The following is a 16259-nucleotide window of genomic DNA, read 5'->3' as shown; positions in this document are numbered from 1 at the left end:
ACTCAGTCATCCGCCAGCCTCTTTATAGATAGACTTCCAACAACAAATAAACAAATGGAAACAGCAAAGATTAGAAGCAAATTCGCCGAACTCTACGGCGAGGCAGGAGCCCTATTCACCTCTCCTGGACGCATCAACCTCATTGGTGAACACACCGACTACAATGGAGCCTTCGTCTTCCCTGGGGCTGTAGACAAAGCCATGTATGCCGAGATCCGCCTCAACGGCACAGACCGTGTGCGTGCCTACGCACTCGACCTGGGCGAGAGTGCGGAGTTCGGTCTCGAGGAGGCCAATGCTCCCCAGCAGAGCTGGGCTCGATATGTGTTCGGCGTCTGCCGTGAGATTATCAAGCGTGGTGGTAAGATCTCGGGCTTCGATACGGTGTTTGCCGGTGATGTGCCCCTAGGCGCAGGAATGAGCTCTTCGGCTGCGCTAGAGAGTACCTTTGCCTTCGCACTCAATGAGCTCTTCAACCTCGGCATCGACAAGTTCGAGCTGGCGAAGATCGGTCAGGCTACTGAGCACAACTATGTAGGTGTTAAGTGTGGTATCATGGATCAGTTCGCCTCAGTCTTCGGCAAGGAGGGGCATCTGATCCGTCTCGACTGCAAAAGCCTCGAATATGAATATTTTCCCTTCAAGCCAGAGGGCTATCGTCTTCTACTCGTAGACTCTGTCGTCAAGCATGAGCTCGCAAGCTCGGCCTACAACAAGCGTCGTGAGAGCTGCGAGGCTGCCGTGGCTGCAATTGCAAAGAAATACCCAGAGGTGAAGTATCTGCGAGATGCCTCCATGGCCCAGCTCAACGAGGTCAAGGCCGAGATCACAGCTGAGGATTACATGCGCTCTGAGTACGTCATCGAAGAGGTTCAGCGTGTACTCGATGTGTGCGATGCTCTAGAGCGTGGCGACTATGAGACAGTCGGTCAGAAGATGTATGAGACACACCATGGTATGAGCAAGCTCTATGAGGTGAGCTGCGAAGAGCTTGACTTCCTCAACGACCTGGCCAAGGAAATGGGAGTAACAGGCTCTCGAGTGATGGGCGGCGGCTTCGGTGGCTGCACGATCAATCTCGTCAAGGATGAGCTCTACGACAAGTTCAAGGCCGAAGTGAAGGCTCGCTATACAGCCAAATATGGCAGAGAGCCGAAGTTCTACGACGTAGTGATCTCGGACGGAGCTCGCCGTCTAGCCTAGGCTCTATCAAGCTCTAGAGATCCCTCTAAAAGAAGTTTCGGGTGCAGAGAAGTCATGACTTCTCTGCACCCGAAACCTTTTATCCTACCAACCTGAGGGACGAGGGACACAAGAGTTACTACCAGGCTGCTGCTCTATTGGGATAGCTGTGCTTATCCCACTTAAGATCCTTGAGCATAGAGCTCTTGACCCCGATAGTGATGTTGTACGACTTGTAAGGCCCTATCGGGATAAGGCTAGCAGTCAGCGACCAACAATGCAGATCTCGACTAATACCAATGGTCAAATTAGCGAGTTTGTTTCGCTCGAAGTCATAGCTAGCATTGAAGTTGAAAGTCCAGTTCTTCGTTGGTTGAATGTTACCAGAGAACATTAGGCTATGCTGCAAGCGATAGTTGTATTCATCTCGCTTAGGGTCAAAGGAGGCTCGATTCAGATTGACACCGTAGCTCAGGGAGACATTCCAAGGGATCTTATTCTTAAGGTAGCCATCAGCATCATACTCTCCCTCATCCTGCCTACTCTTATCATAGAGAGAGCCTCCAGAGGACTGGCGATCTTGATTGTTCTCCGAGGCCATCTGTCCGAGCGAAGTGTCTCGATTGGACTTCTGAGACTCCATTGGATCTCGCTTATTCTTCTGCCCCTTGCCCTCCTGCTTGTTTTCCTCGCCCTTGTCCTTCTTGCCAGAGAAGAGGCGAATAAGTTTGACAAAGCTATCATTGTTGAGAGCATAGCTGAACGAAGTCCCTGTACCTCTCAGACTCCCGAAGCCTTTGCCCGAGAGGATACGCAACTTATTGACTCGATGCACATTGATCTGTCCCTGAGGGCCAACTGTATGCCCATAGAGATAGGGATCGAAGCTCCCACTAAGGTTGAGGTTGATATTGCCTGGTAGTTTGAGGGCGATACGAGCATTGATGTCACTGAGTTGAAACGAGTCTGCCGCCATATTGTAGCTCGAGCTGAGGGCAAAGTTGTCGATGATGCTGACCTTCTCGAAGGTCTCAGTCGTGTCGCTCTTGACCCGCAGCTTCGCCTCGATATTGTTGTCGAGGCTGAAGTTGATCGAGGCGGACTTGCCTCTTCCTGGAGCACCGAATACCTGCCCTTCATAGAGTGAATAGTCGAGTACTCGTGCTCGGCCCTCCTTGTCCACATAGTGTAGCCTCCGCCAATTGCCCCACTTCGGATCGCCGAAGTCAGGGGTATAACTGATCCCAATGCTCGGGGTCATGCGATGCCGAATCATCTGTAGCTTATCTCCGAAGATACGCCAAGGCTTGAAGAAGCCATAGAGAGTCGTATTGAGCGAGAGTGAGGTACCGAAGTTATAAGCTCGGTTGAAACCATACTGACGCTCCTTGACGATCTTGTCCGTAGCTGGATCATAGCTCTGCAAAGTCTTGTAGCTATACCATCGCTCGGTATAGCTAGCCCCTAGAGTCAGGTCGATATAGTCGAATAGCTTGTAGGAGGCAGAGACCGGTATACTGTGGCTGAAGCCATTGTTCCAGTCCTTGACCAGATTGCTCCCCAGGAGCTTGTGCTCTTTGGTATGAATGGAGTTTCGGAACTGTCCGGAGTAACTGAGGCTGATGCGCTCGTACCAACGTTCGCTCCCCACTCGCTTCTTGCGTTTGAAGGGTTGTAGTCGACTCATACTCAAAGATATATTCGGCAGACTAAGCGAGATCATGCTATCTACAGAGTTCTGCGACACATCCATCGAGGCTGAGAGGCGAAAGGGAGTCCCAACAAAAGTCTTGCTGTAACTGATCGACGAGCTCTTGGTATTTTGCCCCGAGATCATCGGGTTATAGAGGGTATTGAGCGAGTTGTGATTGTAGCTACTGGTCGAGAAATTGACACTCGCCGAGAAGGAGCTCGAGGGGCTAGCCTTGGGATCTTGGGTATGTGTCCAACTAATACGGAAGTCCTTGCTCGAAGAGAAGTCTCCCGCGACATCCTTATCTCCCGTCTTGGTTACGAGGTAGTTGATGTTCAGCGAGCCACCATAGCGGTAACGCTTACGATAATTCGAACGCAGATTAACACCCCAAGACCCGCGAGAGTACCAATCCCCCGTGGCTGCAAGATCGACATAGTCATTGATGGCCCAATAGTATCCTCCACCTTTGAGATATAAGCCTCGGCTAGCCTCCTCCCCGTAGCTCGGCATAATGATCCCTGAAGAATAGGTACTGGAAAAGGGGAAGAAGCCGAAGGGCAAACCGATCGGCAGCGGCACATCGGCAAAGACGAGATAGACCGGCCCCGTAACGATGTTCTTGCTCTGACGCATCTTGCCCCGTGTGATCTTGAAGTAGAAGTGCGGATGATCATGATCGCTACAGGTCGTATAGCGACCGCCCTCCATATACATACAGCTCTCGTCGGCCTTCTTCGTTCGCTCGGCTGTTACGTAGCCCTCGCCCTGCTGGGTTACCACGCCCGTGATGAAGCCCTTGGCGGTCTTTAGGTTATAGCTCATGCTCTTGGCTTCGTAGTTCTCTGAGCCATCCTTGAACTTGGGGTAGGAGCTTGCCTGCCCCGTACTATCTAGGATATAATGAGCGTAAATTAAGTTGCTGTCTAGGTTCAGGCGCATGAAGTTCGCCTCCATCCCCTTATCCTTATAATCGACCGTGCTGGGGCCGAAGAGGTAAGCCATACTGCGCCCTAGGAGTACCATAGAGTCTTGTGCCTTGTATTCGATGATGTCGTCGAAGGCATTGAGGCTAGGGTCTATCTGCCTGGAGAGCGTATCTACGCCCAGTGTGTCGAGACTCTCTAGAGAGCGTGCTCCAGCAAGGGTATCTACCAGCACCGAGAGACTATCCTCCGCAATGCTGTCCCTTGAGGGGCTATCCATCACAGAAGCGGGCTGCACCAGTGGTGAATTCGGCTCTCGAAGGCTATCCATCACAGGAGCGAGCACGGGCAAGCGCAAGCTATCGGCCTGCAACTCCTCTCGAGCCACTAAGATAGGCGACTGAGGCTCATCCACGACAGATCGGTCTCTGCGAGGGAAACAGGCAGAGAGGGCGAGCAGGCAGATGACCCCGAGGGGATAGATATAACGATGCAGCTTCTGATCGAAAAACATTGATAGCAGCTCCTTCGCCCACCAAGGGCGACTAAAGGATTGGCTACAAAGATATGAAATCTGAACAATAGGGCGGAGCTCGATCGAAGTCCCTTGAGCCCTCTCGACTGCGCCTGCGTATGAGCCTCTCCTACGATCCAGGCACAGGCTCGCAGAGATACAGGTAATCCCTATCGAGCGATACAATTAGGATCTTGATCGAGGCATCAGTAGGAATGCAGCTGAAGTATAAGATAGGATCATAACGGAGATATAGATAGGGCCTCACTCGAGATATAAGTAGGATCGAAGATGAGACCCAAGTAGGATCTCGATAGAGGTCTAGATAGGATCTCAATAGAGGTATCAATAGGGAAGCAACTGGGATATAAGTAGGAGCATAGGAGAGGCCTTCCCAGGAGCTCGATCAAGCTCCTACCAGAGGCTTGATAGCAGGCCTACAAAGAATGCCGAGGAGGCTACAGACCGCCGCACTTAGAGGAGCGCAGGGGTTTGCAGAAAAAAAGCTAACTTTGCGCCCGTGCTATTTTTAGACTAAATCAATATACAAAATACTAACTCAGTACAAGATGCAAAACAAAGGATTTGTAACGTTCGTTACAGTGAGCTTGGCCTTGATCTGTGCGCTCTACATCTCGTTCTCTTTCGTAACCAACCATTACGAGAAGAAAGCCGAGGCCATGGGCGAAGAGGCAGGTCGCGCCTATCTCGACTCCATGGAGAACGAACCTGTGATGTTCAACTACACCCTCAAGGAAGCTCGTAATCAGCAGATCGGCCTCGGTCTTGACCTCAAGGGGGGGATGAATGTCGTGCTCAAGCTCAACGCTGGAGACCTCATCCGTTCATTGGCTAACCACCCAGAGGATGCCAACTTCAATAAGGCCATCGAGCTGGCGAGCCAGAGCTCGGCCGAGGGAGACTATGTAGATGTGTTCATCGCTCAGTACAAGAAGCTCGCCCCCGATGCCAACCTCAACGCCCTCTTCGGCTCAGGTACGCTGCGAGATCAGATCACTACACGCAGCACCGAGGGCGACATCATCGCCCTGCTCAAAGAGAAGTATAGCAGTGCCGTAGACGCATCATTCAACGTACTGCGTACTCGTATCGACCGCTTCGGTGTCGTTGCCCCCAACCTGCAACGCCTCGAGGGACAGGGACGCATCCTCGTCGAGCTACCTGGTATCAAGGAGCCCAAACGTGTACGAGAGCTTCTCTCTCGCAATGCGAACCTACAGTTTTGGCGTACCTACAACATCCAGGAGATTCAGGAGGATTTGGTATCCCTAAACAACTTCTCTCAGGAGCTCATAGCCTCGATTGAGGCCCCTGACCTCACAGGCCTCGACAGTGCTACCAGCGCCCAGCGCATGGCAGAGCACGAAGCTGCTCGCCAACAGGCACAGCAGCAGAGCTTCTTCAGTCTCGTACAGGTAGGCAGTCGTGGCGGTGCTACTGTCGGGATTGCCCGTAAGGCCGACATGGCCAAGGTCGATGAGATACTCGCGCAGGCCAAGGAGCGTCGCATCCTCAGAGAAGATCTCACCCTCATGTGGGGAGCTAAGGAGCTCGAAGATCCTCAGACCAAAAAGCCTCTCGGCCTCTATGAACTCTACGCCATCCACACCAACCGCAGCATGACGCCCGACCTCAATGGCGAACTCGTAACCAATGCGCGCTACGAAATCACCAATGAGCACGGCCACACAGCCGTTACGGTGAATATGAGCATGAATAACGAAGGCGCACAGAAGTGGGCACGCCTGACGAAGGAGAATATCGGTCGCTCTATCGCCGTAATCCTCGACAACGTTGTCTACTCTGCCCCCAACGTGGAGGGTGAGATCCCCAATGGTCAGAGTCGCATCTCGGGCAACTTCTCCGTAGACGAAGCCAGCGACCTGGCCAACGTGCTCAACTCGGGTAAAATGGAGACCAGCATCGTGATCGAACAGGAGAATGTCGTAGGGCCAACCCTCGGACAGCAGTCTATTCGCTCAGGGATTATCTCTTTCGCCATCGCCCTCGTGCTGCTGATGATCTACATGTGCCTGGCCTACGGCCTCATCCCTGGCCTTGTGGCCAATACGGCACTGATCATTAATAGCTTCTTTACGATGGGAATCTTAGCCTCCTTCCACGCTGTGCTCACCCTCTCTGGCATTGCGGGTCTTGTGCTCACTCTCGGGATGGCCGTGGATGCTAACGTGCTGATCAACGAACGTATCAAGGAGGAGCTCCGTGCAGGTAAGGCTATGGCCCGTGCGATAGCCGATGGTTATGGCAATGCCTTCAGTGCTATCTTCGACTCGAACCTAACGACCATCATCACTGGCGTCGTACTCTTCTACTTTGGCACAGGGCCCATCAGAGGCTTTGCCACGACGCTCATCATCGGTCTAGTAGCCTCCTTCATCACAGCTGTGTTCTTGACTCGTATGATCTTCGAGGCTCTCGAGGCTAAGGGCAAGCTCAGCAAGGTTACCTTCACCACTTCGATGACGAAGAACCTGCTCGTGGACAACAACTTCAACATCCTCGGCTCTAGCAAGCGTGGCTACAGCTTCGTTGCCGCCCTACTCATCGCAGGCGTTGTGAGCCTCTTCACCATCGGGCTCAACAACGGTATCGAGTTCTCAGGAGGTCGCAACTACATCGTTAAGTTCGACAACAAGGTAGACAATGACAAGCTGCGCTCTGCTCTCGCCCCTGCCCTCGATCAGAAGCTCGTCCTGACCTCTATCGGAACGGATGGCGATCAGATCCGTATCTCCACCAACTACAAGATTGATCAGGAGGGTGAGGCTATCGAGGAGGAAATCTCTCGCAAGATCTACGACGGTCTCCAGGGCTTCTACACCACAGCTCCTAGCTATGAAGACTTCGTAACCGAGCAGATTGTTAGCTCGCAGAAGGTAAGCCCCAGCATGTCTGCCGACATCAAGCAGGGAGCCCTGATCGCAGTAACCCTCTCTCTGATCTTCATGGCTCTGTACATCCTGATCCGCTTCCGCAATGTAGCCTTCTCCATCGGAGCCTTTGCCTCGGTAACGGTAACCACGCTGATGATCATCGCCCTGTATAGCCTCCTGTGGAAGGTGATGCCCTTCACCATGGAGATCGACCAGAACTTCATCGCCGCCATCCTAGCCGTTATCGGTTATGCGATCAACGACGTGGTGATCGTCTTCGACCGTATCCGCGAGGAGGTTGGACTACACCCCAAGGCTGACCGCTTCATAGTCATCAACAAGGCCCTCAATGCTACGCTGGCTCGTACGCTCAACACTTCGTTTACGACCTTCCTCGTGATGGCTATCGTATTCGCCTTCGGTGGTGCTTCGATGCGTAGCTTCACCTTTACCCTGCTCTTGGGTGTCGTGTTAGGTACGTTCTGCACCCTCTTCGTAGCGACCCCTATTGCCTACGAAGTGGCTCGCCGCCGAGAGGCTAAGCAGATCGCCTAATGAGGCTTCTGCCTAATCCATAACCCTCAAGACACTCGGGGGCTCGGCGTCCAACTCGGGGGCTCGGCGTCCATGATGCCGAGCCCCCGAGTCGTTCGTAAGCGGAGGATTAGGGCTATTGCAGAAAAAGGGCTAACTTAGCATCCACATAAGTGCAAAGAGAACATTCGTCTGACGGGCTCGAAAGCCCTAGGCAGACAATACATTCGTTTGACAGATACATGAATAGACTAGCTATACTAGCTGCCACCCTCACACTGGCGGGTGCATTGGCAGGTTGCCAGGACAAGAGCCCCAAGCAGTTCATCGCCGAGGGGACGATCTACGGTGCCCAGGGGCAGAAGCTCTATCTCGAGGAGGTGGGCACAGGCAACGTCCTGGCCCTCGACTCCGTGGTCATCAACGACCTGTGTCAGTTTCGCTTCGTCCACGACGGGACGACCTACCCCATGTTTTATCGTCTACGCTTGCAGAATGGAGCTTCTATCCCCTTCGCAGCAGACTCGGCTACTCGTATATCCATCACAACAGGCACGGATAACTTCTCCGGGGGGTATACTATCAACGAAGGAGATCCCTACAATCATCAGATCCGAGACATCAACCTCCTGCGCCAAAGGACGGATAGGAGGATCGATAGCCTCGTCTCCGAACACATGGCCGGACACCTTAGCCTACAGGCCGTAAGAGACTCTGTCGACTCGGTGTGTATCGACTTCAAGCACGCCATGACCTCGCACTATATCTATGTAGATCCCAAAAGCCCAGCCTCTTACTTTGCCCTCTTCCAGCGCAAGGGCGAGGGGGCTTACTTCTCCGCCGAGGATGAGGGCGACGAACGAGCCTTTGCGGCCGTGGCGACAGCCTACGACTCATACTATGCCGATGCCCCCTACACCCCATTCCTCAAGGACATGGCCCTTAGGGCTATCGCTCGCAGTCGTGCTCGGCGCAATTGGGCACGCTCTAGCGAGGCGGCTTCGATAGGCAAGCGCATCGAGACTATTGCCTTCCCCGAGATCCGCAAGCGGGACAACAAGGGCATCGAGCGTTCACTCACCGAGCTCTCTCGCAAGGGCCCCGTGCTACTGAGCTTCACAGCCTATTCGGCTCAGTGGTCTCCCATGCTCGTCTCTCTGATGCGCAAGATACATGACGAGCCGGGCAAGCTCCATATCTACGAGGTCTCAATCGATGGAGACTCGTACTACTGGGAGAATGCAGCCCGCACCCTACCCTGGATCAGCGTCAATGATCCAGAAGGGATGAGCCTTCAGGTGTACAATGTGCAGGAGCTCCCCGCCTTCTTCCTCATCAAGGATGGTCAGCTCAAGCGTCTATCCTCGCCCGAGGAGGCCCTACGCTAAGACCAATCCTTCGAGCCCGGCTCACCAGGGCACAACCTATCTATCGGGGCATGATGATCTTAGGATCATCATGCCCCGAGCCTTTACCCCTCGAGGGCGGAGCAGCTTAATTTTGGCTAACTTTGCCCGCACAATCATTAGGATAAGATCGAGATGAGACAGTTTGACAAATCGCAAGAGCTTTTTGCCCGTGCCACGAAGCTAATCCCTGGCGGGGTCAATAGCCCCGTGAGAGCCTTCCGCTCGGTGGGGCTAAGCCCCCTCTACATAGACCACGGGGTCGGAGGGCATGTCTTCGACGTGGATGGCAACGAATATATTGACTACATCAGCTCCTGGGGTCCCCTCCTCCTGGGACATGCTTACCCACCCGTGCAGCAGGCTATTGCCGAGGAGCTCAAGCGGGGGACAAGCTATGGAGCTTGTAATGCCCGAGAGATCGAGATGGCGGAGCTCATCACCAGCTTCTTCCCCTCGATCGAGATGGTGCGCATGGTTAATTCGGGCACTGAGGCCACAATGAGTGCCGTTCGGCTAGCGAGAGGCTTCACAGGACGAAATAAAATCATCAAATTCGAGGGCTGCTATCATGGTCATGCCGACAGCTTCCTCATCCAGGCGGGTTCGGGGCTAGCGACCTATGGGCAGGCGGGTAGTGCAGGCATCACCCCCGAGACTGCTGTAGACACCCTCGTGGCCACATACAACGATCTAGAGAGCGTGCGCCACCTGCTTGAGCGCTACCCCAACGAGGTTGCAGCCGTAATCCTAGAGCCTGTCATGGGCAATATGGGCCTCATCCTACCCGAAGAGGGCTTCCTATCTAGCCTAAGAGCCCTCACCCAAGAGAGGGGTGTACTGCTCATATTTGACGAGGTGATCAGCGGCTTCCGTGCGGCTCGAGGAGGTGCTCAGGAGCTCTATGGCATCACACCCGATCTGACTTGCCTAGGGAAGATCATCGGGGGAGGTCTGCCCGTAGGTGCATTTGGAGGAAGGAGAGACATCATGCAGCACCTAGCCCCCCTAGGCGATGTCTATCAGGCTGGGACCCTCTCGGGCAATCCTCTAGCTCTCTCGGCTGGCATTGCGATGCTCCGAGAGCTCTCTAGAGAGGGCTTCTACGAACAGCTTGAGGAGCAGGGTCGTCTCTTCGAGAGCTTGATCCGCCCAGTGATCGACCGCTATAGTGAGCACCTGTCCTTCAATCGGTCGGGATCGCTCGCAACGCTCTTCTTCCGCCCTGGGGGTGTGCACAGCAATGCCGAGGCCAAGCAGGCCAATACAGAGCAATATGCTCGCTTCTTCCGCCGAATGCTGCAGGAGGGGATCTATCTGCCCCCCTCTCAGTTCGAATGTATCTTCCTCTCGATGGCGCACAGCCGAGAGGACTATGAGCGCACCGCTCAGGCTATGATCCTGGCCCTCGAAGAGGCTCTAGGACACTAACCCCGAACACTCTAGACAACGATGCAGTACGTAGTATATCGCTTTGCCCTCCAAGCCGAAGGATCGGCAGGGGAAGGGCTTGCCCATGAAGACCTCTGCGACATCCTCTCCGACAGCCTGGTCACTCTAGGCTTCGACTCCTTCGAGTATGAGAGAGGGGGGCTCAAGGCCTATATTCCCCTCGAGCTCACCAATGAGGCTTCGCTCGAGGCGATGCTAGCAAACTTCCCCCTAGAGGGCGTTACCTTCGACTATGAAAAGGAGATACTGCCTGAGGTGAACTGGAACGAGGAGTGGGAGAAGAACTACTTCCAACCGATCAGCCTCAACGATGGAGCATGCGTCATCAGAGCCCCCTTTCACACACCCGCAAAAGAAGCAGAGATGGAGCTCATCATCAGTCCGAAGATGGCCTTCGGCACGGGCAATCACGAGACCACCTCGCTGGTGATCGCCTACCTAATGGAGCAGGATCTAAGGGGCAAGTCGGTACTCGATATGGGTTGCGGGACAGGCATCCTCGGCATCCTGGCCCTTAAGCGGGGGGCAAGCCATCTGAGTGCTATCGACATCGACGAATGGGCCTACCAAAATGTACAGGAGAATGCCTCGCTCAATGGGGTACATATCGACGAGGTGATCTGTTCGGATGCTCGAGCACTGGAGGCAAAGACAGGGGAATACGACCTGATCCTGGCCAATATCACCCGCAACATCCTCCTCGAGGATATGCCCGCCTATGCCCGCTGTCTGCGCCCTGGAGGAAGGTTGATCTTGAGTGGTTTCTACCTCGAGGACATTGACCTGCTCTCCCAAAGGGCTGAGACGCTCGGCCTACACCTATGCTCCAAGAGGGAGCGTAACCGCTGGGCGATGCTAGAGCTTGGGTGCTAATACCCCCGAGCCTAGGAGGATCGGGCTGCGCTCGATGAGGATGCTGTCGTAGAGGCCTCGGTCGATAAATCGCTGTAGCGTAGCCCCTCCGCCCTCGACGAGCAGGGATTGAATGCCCAGCTCTGAGAGCCTCGAAAGCAACGAGGCGATAAACTCCTCGCCCGAGGAGCTAACCGCTATATAACGAATATGTGCGCTGCTACGCTCCGTCGGGGGGCAGACCTCTGGGTTGTGAATGATCCAGGTGTCTGCCCCTCGGTCTATGAAGAGCTTAAGGTTAGCAGGCAGACTGAGCTTGGGATCTAATACAATACGGATAGGGGTGCGACCATAAAAGAAGCGATTGGTCAGAGAGGGATTGTCCAAGAGAGCTGTCCGATAGCCTACGAGGATCGCATCGTGCTGCATCCGCTCCCGATGTACCTGTCGCAGCTGCAGGGGGGCGGAGAAGAGCATGGGGGCTTCGTCGCTACTCTGACGCAGCCGATCCATGAAGCCATCACTGCTCTGAGCCCACTTGAGCGTAACCCAAGGTCGCCCCATAGTGTGCTGATAGATGAAGGGGGCATTCAGAGCCTGAGCCTCTGCCTCGAGCAGGCCAACCTCGACCTCTACACCAGCTTCACGCAGGAGGCGAATGCCTCTCCCTGCCACCTCGGGATAGGGATCTTGCATAGCGATCACGACACGGGGAATGCGACACTGGAGGATGAGCGAGGCACAGGGGGGTGTCTTGCCATAGTGCGAGCAGGGCTCGAGGCTGACATAGAGGGTTGAGTGGGGCAAGAGGCTCGGCTCTCGTACCGAACGTACGGCCATAACCTCGGCATGGGCCTCACCGTGCCGATGATGATACCCCTCGCCAATGATGCGGCCCTCGTGCACGATAACAGCACCGACCATAGGATTAGGATGGGCCTGCCCCTGGCCGATGGAGGCGAGTTCGAGGGCTCGGCGCATATAGCGTTCGTCTTGGATCTGTTTCATTTACGTTTGACTACCTTTGCAGCATGACTACAATCTTCGAGGCAGAACAAGCCCTAAGGCTTGGTCTAGAGGGGCTCTACGAACCCTCCGAGGCCCATGCCATCGGGCGTATTGTCCTGGAGCAAGTACTGGGGCTGTCGCACAGCCGCCTGCTTATGGTGGACAAAGATACGCTTTTGTCCCCTGAGCAGGAGGCGGACCTACAACGACTAGAGGAAAAGCTCCTCTCGGGCGTCCCTCTACAGTATGCCCTGGGGCTAGCCCCCTTCGCACAGTATGAGCTGAGGGTTGCCCCTGGGGTACTCATCCCTCGCCCCGAGACGGAGGAGCTCGTAGCCCTCATACTCGAGGAGTGGAGCGATCGCCTCGCCCCTCGAGCACTGGATGTGGGGACGGGAAGTGGCTGCATCGCCTACGCCCTCTCGGCAGGGCTCGAGCCGAGGGCTTGTGTCGAGGCTCTTGAGCTCTCCGAGGAGGCTCTCGGGGTCGCTCGGGCTAACTTCGACGACCTAACAAGGCTCTATGGACGACACGTCCAGCTGCACCGAGGCGACGTGCTCTCCCTCTGCCAAGGGCCGCCCTCGGGTGCACCATACGATCTGATCGTGAGCAACCCCCCCTACATCCACCCACGAGAGGCAGAGCAGATGACCCCGCAGGTACTGGGACACGAGCCCTCGATGGCCCTCTTCGCTCCCGAGACAGATCCGCTCGTCTTCTACAGGGCTCTTGCCCAGATGGCCCGTGAGGGTTGGTCAGCCCTAGAAGGGGAGATCTGGGCGGAGCTCAACCCTCTCTATGCCGAAGAAACGCTCTCCGTCATGCAAGAGCTCCTCAGCGAGCGTTCACCTCGAGGCGAATTGCTCAGAGACTTGAGCGGCAAGCAACGCTTCGTTCGGATCATCTTAGACACACAAGCCCGATCATGATGGAGTATCAGCAAGCCCTAGGACGAGCAATGCGTTACTGTGCAGCGGCCGAACGCTGTGCCTGGGAACTGAGGCGCAAGTTCACCTCCTGGCAGGTCAGCTCGGAGGATGGCGAAGCAATCCTCGAGCATCTACGACGAGAGCATTACCTCGATCACCGTCGCTATGCGGAGGCCTTCGCCCGAGATCGCCATCGCTTCGGCGGCTGGGGCTGGAGGCGTATCGAGCAGGAACTTCGCCTGCGTCAGCTCTCGAGTCAAGAGGTCGCCGATGCCCTGCAGGCTGTCCAGGAGGAGTTCTCCGCTCGGGACAAGCTCTCCGAGATCCTCGAGCGCAAGCTGCGTAGCCTGCCAGCCGGGCTCGATGAGCGCAAGGCCTATGAGCGGCTCATGCGCTTCGGGCTCTACCGAGGCTATGACTATGACGAGGTTGAGCGAGAGAGCCGTCGCCTGCTCTCTCGAGATATGGACGATTAACCGATCGGCATAGAGCCCTCCCCACGGACAATCTTTGCCTTCGCTCCCGATAGTCTCCCCAATGGGAGGGCTATCGGGCTCTTTGTTTTGGTCGAGATAGGCCCTAGACCGCAATCCCATCACCTCCCGATCAGGAAGTATAGATAGACTCTCAGATGAGACTCAAGTAGAAATACAATTGAAGTATAAGTAGGATCGCAGATGAGACTCAAATAGGATCTCAGGAGAAGTCCTACTTATGCCTCTATTGCGATCCTACTTAGATCTCGAATGGATGCCTACTGATGCCTCGAGAGAGATCCTACCGAGGCCTCAGCTGCCCCTCTACTCGCATCTCAAGTGCAGCCCTGCCAAAACCTCCGTCGAGGATCGCTCGAGGACTCTCGAGACAGAGGCAGTCAGGCTCGCCCTATGAATGAGCCAAGGAGCAGCGAGGCAGAGAAGGGGAAGGGTAATTTGGCCCGTACAGGGTTTATATGTACCTTTGCAGCCGATCCGAGGATCAACCCCGTGGATAGATTTGTGATGATTGCAACCACGAGAAAAAATGCTAAACCGTTCGTCCTCGACTGCCTGCCTAGGCAGCACGAGCCTCCACTAAGTGGAGCAGCTCCCGAACAGCTCTCATAGCTTAGCAGACATTCTCTCCCCGATTGCGCTCTTGCTCTATCCGTCGAGGTAGACCAAGGGCTTTATTTTTTTGTATCATTCAACTTAACAAACAACATTCAGAATAAGATGAGTTACTTCTTCACCTCGGAGTCCGTCTCCGAAGGACATCCCGACAAACTGGCCGACCAGATCTCGGATGCCGTCCTCGACCGCTTCATGGCCTTTGACCCATCGAGCAAGGTCGCCTGCGAAACCCTCACCACCACGGGGCAAGTGATCCTGGCTGGCGAGGTCAAAAGCAATAGCTATGTAGACGTACAGAGCACCGCACGTGAGGTTATCCGTCGTGTGGGCTATACGAAGAGTGAATACTGCTTCGACGCCGACAGCTGCGGCATCCTCTCGGCTATCCACGAGCAGAGCGCAGATATCAACCGAGGTGTCGAGCGTGCCTGCGCCGAGGATCAGGGGGCAGGCGACCAAGGGATCATGTTCGGCTATGCCTGTCGTGAGACCCCCAGCTATATGCCACTGGCCATCGACCTGGCACATGCCCTGCTGCGAGAGCTAGCTGCCATCCGCAAGAGCGAACCCCATCTGATGCCTTACCTACGACCCGATGCCAAGAGTCAGGTAACCATCGAGTACAACAACGATGGCAAGCCTCTACGCATCGATACGATCGTCATTAGTACACAGCACGACGAGTTCGTCCGGGCGGAGAACGATAGCTCGGAGGCCATTGCCCGTGCAGAGGAGGCCATGCAAGCACAGATCTTGAGAGATGTACGGGAGATCCTCCTACCCCGCACCCTGGCAGCCTACTCCGAAGAGGTGAGCAAGCTCTTCGACGCCGAACTCAAGCTACTGGTGAACCCTACGGGTAAGTTCGTCATCGGTGGGCCTCACGGCGACACGGGCCTCACCGGACGCAAGATCATCGTCGACACCTATGGTGGTAGGGCTTCTCACGGCGGAGGGGCATTCTCGGGCAAGGACCCGAGCAAAGTAGACCGCTCGGCCGCCTATGCTGCCCGCCACATCGCCAAGAACCTCGTAGCCGCAGGCGTAGCGGACGAGCTGCTCGTACAGCTCTCCTACGCCATCGGGGTGGCACAGCCCATCAACATCTTCGTCAATACACATGGCTCTGGCAAGTGTGGTCTGAGCGATGGAGAGATCGCCCGCAAGATCGGCGAACTCTTTGACCTGCGTCCCTTCGCCATCGAGCAGCGTCTCAAACTGCGCAACCCGATCTATGAGGAGACGGCTGCCTACGGACACTTCGGGCGTGAGCCTCAGACGGTCGTGAAGCATTACCCCTCATATCACCAGGGCATCATCGAGCGGGAGGTGGAGCTCTTCACCTGGGAGAAGCTCGACTATGTAGACCGAGTACGAGAGCACTTCGGCCTATAAAACGAGAAGAAACAAAGAGGGTGTTGTGAACGGTCGTTCACAACACCCTCTTTGCTCTACTGGACGAGAGGCCTTGCTCGAGAGGGGCTACCTGCGCCTCCTTACATTCTTGTTGAAGAAGTAGGAGAGGAAAAGTAGGTTCAGCACAGCGAAGAAAGCTCCGATGCCGACAACCATGCGCTGGGCATCATTGAGCCAAATACACGAGATGGCAGCTGCCACCACGATGACTACTCCGAGGATGAGGAGTATCCGATTGGTTGTTTTGACATTGATCTTCATAGCGAGACAAAGCTAATACTTTTTCTTAACTTTGACTCCATTCTAGACTTCAAGCAACG

11 protein-coding genes are annotated in these 16259 nt (G+C 55.1%); 8 read left to right on the top strand and 3 right to left on the bottom strand.

All coding sequences use genetic code 11. The annotated features are described in order from the left end of the window. The first annotated feature begins 54 nt into the window (after positions 1-54). Positions 55-1203 carry a galactokinase gene (galK, locus tag HQ37_RS06660; protein ID WP_036881669.1) on the top strand — a complete coding sequence of 383 codons (1149 nt, stop codon included), beginning with the start codon at positions 55-57 and terminating at the stop codon, positions 1201-1203. 118 nt (positions 1204-1321) lie between these two features. Here galK and HQ37_RS06655 read toward each other — a convergent pair whose 3' ends face one another. Then, positions 1322-4315, bottom strand: coding sequence for a putative LPS assembly protein LptD (locus HQ37_RS06655; RefSeq protein ID WP_036881668.1), 2994 nt, complete (start codon positions 4313-4315; stop codon positions 1322-1324). Positions 4316-4884: 569 nt separating this feature from the next. Here HQ37_RS06655 and secDF point away from each other — a divergent pair. From secDF to prmA, 4 genes are all read left to right on the top strand, one after another. Further along, positions 4885-7785 carry a protein translocase subunit SecDF gene (secDF, locus tag HQ37_RS06650; protein WP_036881667.1) on the top strand — a complete coding sequence of 967 codons (2901 nt, stop codon included), beginning with the start codon at positions 4885-4887 and terminating at the stop codon, positions 7783-7785. 221 nt (positions 7786-8006) lie between these two features. Further along, on the top strand, positions 8007-9152 hold the full coding sequence (locus HQ37_RS06645; RefSeq protein ID WP_036881666.1) for a DUF4369 domain-containing protein: 1146 nt from the start codon (positions 8007-8009) through the stop codon (positions 9150-9152). 153 nt (positions 9153-9305) lie between these two features. Then, the gene (hemL, locus tag HQ37_RS06640; protein ID WP_036881665.1) at positions 9306-10601 is read left to right on the top strand and encodes a glutamate-1-semialdehyde 2,1-aminomutase; all 1296 of its coding nucleotides are present in this window, start codon (positions 9306-9308) and stop codon (positions 10599-10601) included. 21 nt (positions 10602-10622) lie between these two features. After that, positions 10623-11495 carry a 50S ribosomal protein L11 methyltransferase gene (prmA, locus tag HQ37_RS06635; protein ID WP_036881664.1) on the top strand — a complete coding sequence of 291 codons (873 nt, stop codon included), beginning with the start codon at positions 10623-10625 and terminating at the stop codon, positions 11493-11495. On the opposite strand, the gene ribD is transcribed toward prmA, so the two are convergent. Further along, positions 11478-12482, bottom strand: coding sequence for a bifunctional diaminohydroxyphosphoribosylaminopyrimidine deaminase/5-amino-6-(5-phosphoribosylamino)uracil reductase RibD (ribD, locus tag HQ37_RS06630; RefSeq protein WP_036881660.1), 1005 nt, complete (start codon positions 12480-12482; stop codon positions 11478-11480). The two genes, prmA and ribD, sit on opposite strands and share 18 nt — an antisense overlap. 23 nt (positions 12483-12505) lie before the next feature. On the opposite strand from ribD, the gene HQ37_RS06625 reads away from it, so the two are divergent. From HQ37_RS06625 to metK, 3 genes are all read left to right on the top strand, one after another. Then, positions 12506-13411 carry a HemK/PrmC family methyltransferase gene (locus HQ37_RS06625; RefSeq protein ID WP_036881659.1) on the top strand — a complete coding sequence of 302 codons (906 nt, stop codon included), beginning with the start codon at positions 12506-12508 and terminating at the stop codon, positions 13409-13411. Further along, a complete protein-coding gene (locus HQ37_RS06620) occupies positions 13408-13887 on the top strand; it encodes a regulatory protein RecX (protein WP_036881658.1) in 480 nt (159 codons plus the stop codon). The genes HQ37_RS06625 and HQ37_RS06620 overlap by 4 nt, the downstream gene beginning before the upstream one ends. Positions 13888-14625: 738 nt before the next feature. Then, positions 14626-15918 carry a methionine adenosyltransferase gene (metK, locus tag HQ37_RS06610; RefSeq protein ID WP_036881655.1) on the top strand — a complete coding sequence of 431 codons (1293 nt, stop codon included), beginning with the start codon at positions 14626-14628 and terminating at the stop codon, positions 15916-15918. A gap of 87 nt (positions 15919-16005) precedes the next feature. Here the strand turns inward: metK and HQ37_RS06605 are convergent, their stop codons facing one another. Then, positions 16006-16200 (bottom strand): hypothetical protein, encoded by a 195-nt coding sequence (locus tag HQ37_RS06605; RefSeq protein WP_036881653.1) that lies wholly within the window; start codon positions 16198-16200, stop codon positions 16006-16008. Between the last annotated feature and the right edge of the window lie 59 nt (positions 16201-16259).

This window comes from Porphyromonas sp. COT-239 OH1446, assembly GCF_000768875.1.
Taxonomy (GTDB): Bacteria; Bacteroidota; Bacteroidia; order Bacteroidales; family Porphyromonadaceae; genus Porphyromonas.
The sequence above is the reverse complement of the archived record's forward strand: the minus strand, read 5'-3'. Positions and strand labels throughout refer to the sequence as shown.

Coding starts and splice junctions, on each gene's coding strand:
- galK (WP_036881669.1), top strand. CDS start 55: ATGGAAACAGCAAAGATTAGAAGCAAATTCGCCGAACTCTACGGCGAG.
- HQ37_RS06655 (WP_036881668.1), bottom strand. CDS start 4,315: ATGTTTTTCGATCAGAAGCTGCATCGTTATATCTATCCCCTCGGGGTC.
- secDF (WP_036881667.1), top strand. CDS start 4,885: ATGCAAAACAAAGGATTTGTAACGTTCGTTACAGTGAGCTTGGCCTTG.
- HQ37_RS06645 (WP_036881666.1), top strand. CDS start 8,007: ATGAATAGACTAGCTATACTAGCTGCCACCCTCACACTGGCGGGTGCA.
- hemL (WP_036881665.1), top strand. CDS start 9,306: ATGAGACAGTTTGACAAATCGCAAGAGCTTTTTGCCCGTGCCACGAAG.
- prmA (WP_036881664.1), top strand. CDS start 10,623: ATGCAGTACGTAGTATATCGCTTTGCCCTCCAAGCCGAAGGATCGGCA.
- ribD (WP_036881660.1), bottom strand. CDS start 12,482: ATGAAACAGATCCAAGACGAACGCTATATGCGCCGAGCCCTCGAACTC.
- HQ37_RS06625 (WP_036881659.1), top strand. CDS start 12,506: ATGACTACAATCTTCGAGGCAGAACAAGCCCTAAGGCTTGGTCTAGAG.
- HQ37_RS06620 (WP_036881658.1), top strand. CDS start 13,408: ATGATGGAGTATCAGCAAGCCCTAGGACGAGCAATGCGTTACTGTGCA.
- metK (WP_036881655.1), top strand. CDS start 14,626: ATGAGTTACTTCTTCACCTCGGAGTCCGTCTCCGAAGGACATCCCGAC.
- HQ37_RS06605 (WP_036881653.1), bottom strand. CDS start 16,200: ATGAAGATCAATGTCAAAACAACCAATCGGATACTCCTCATCCTCGGA.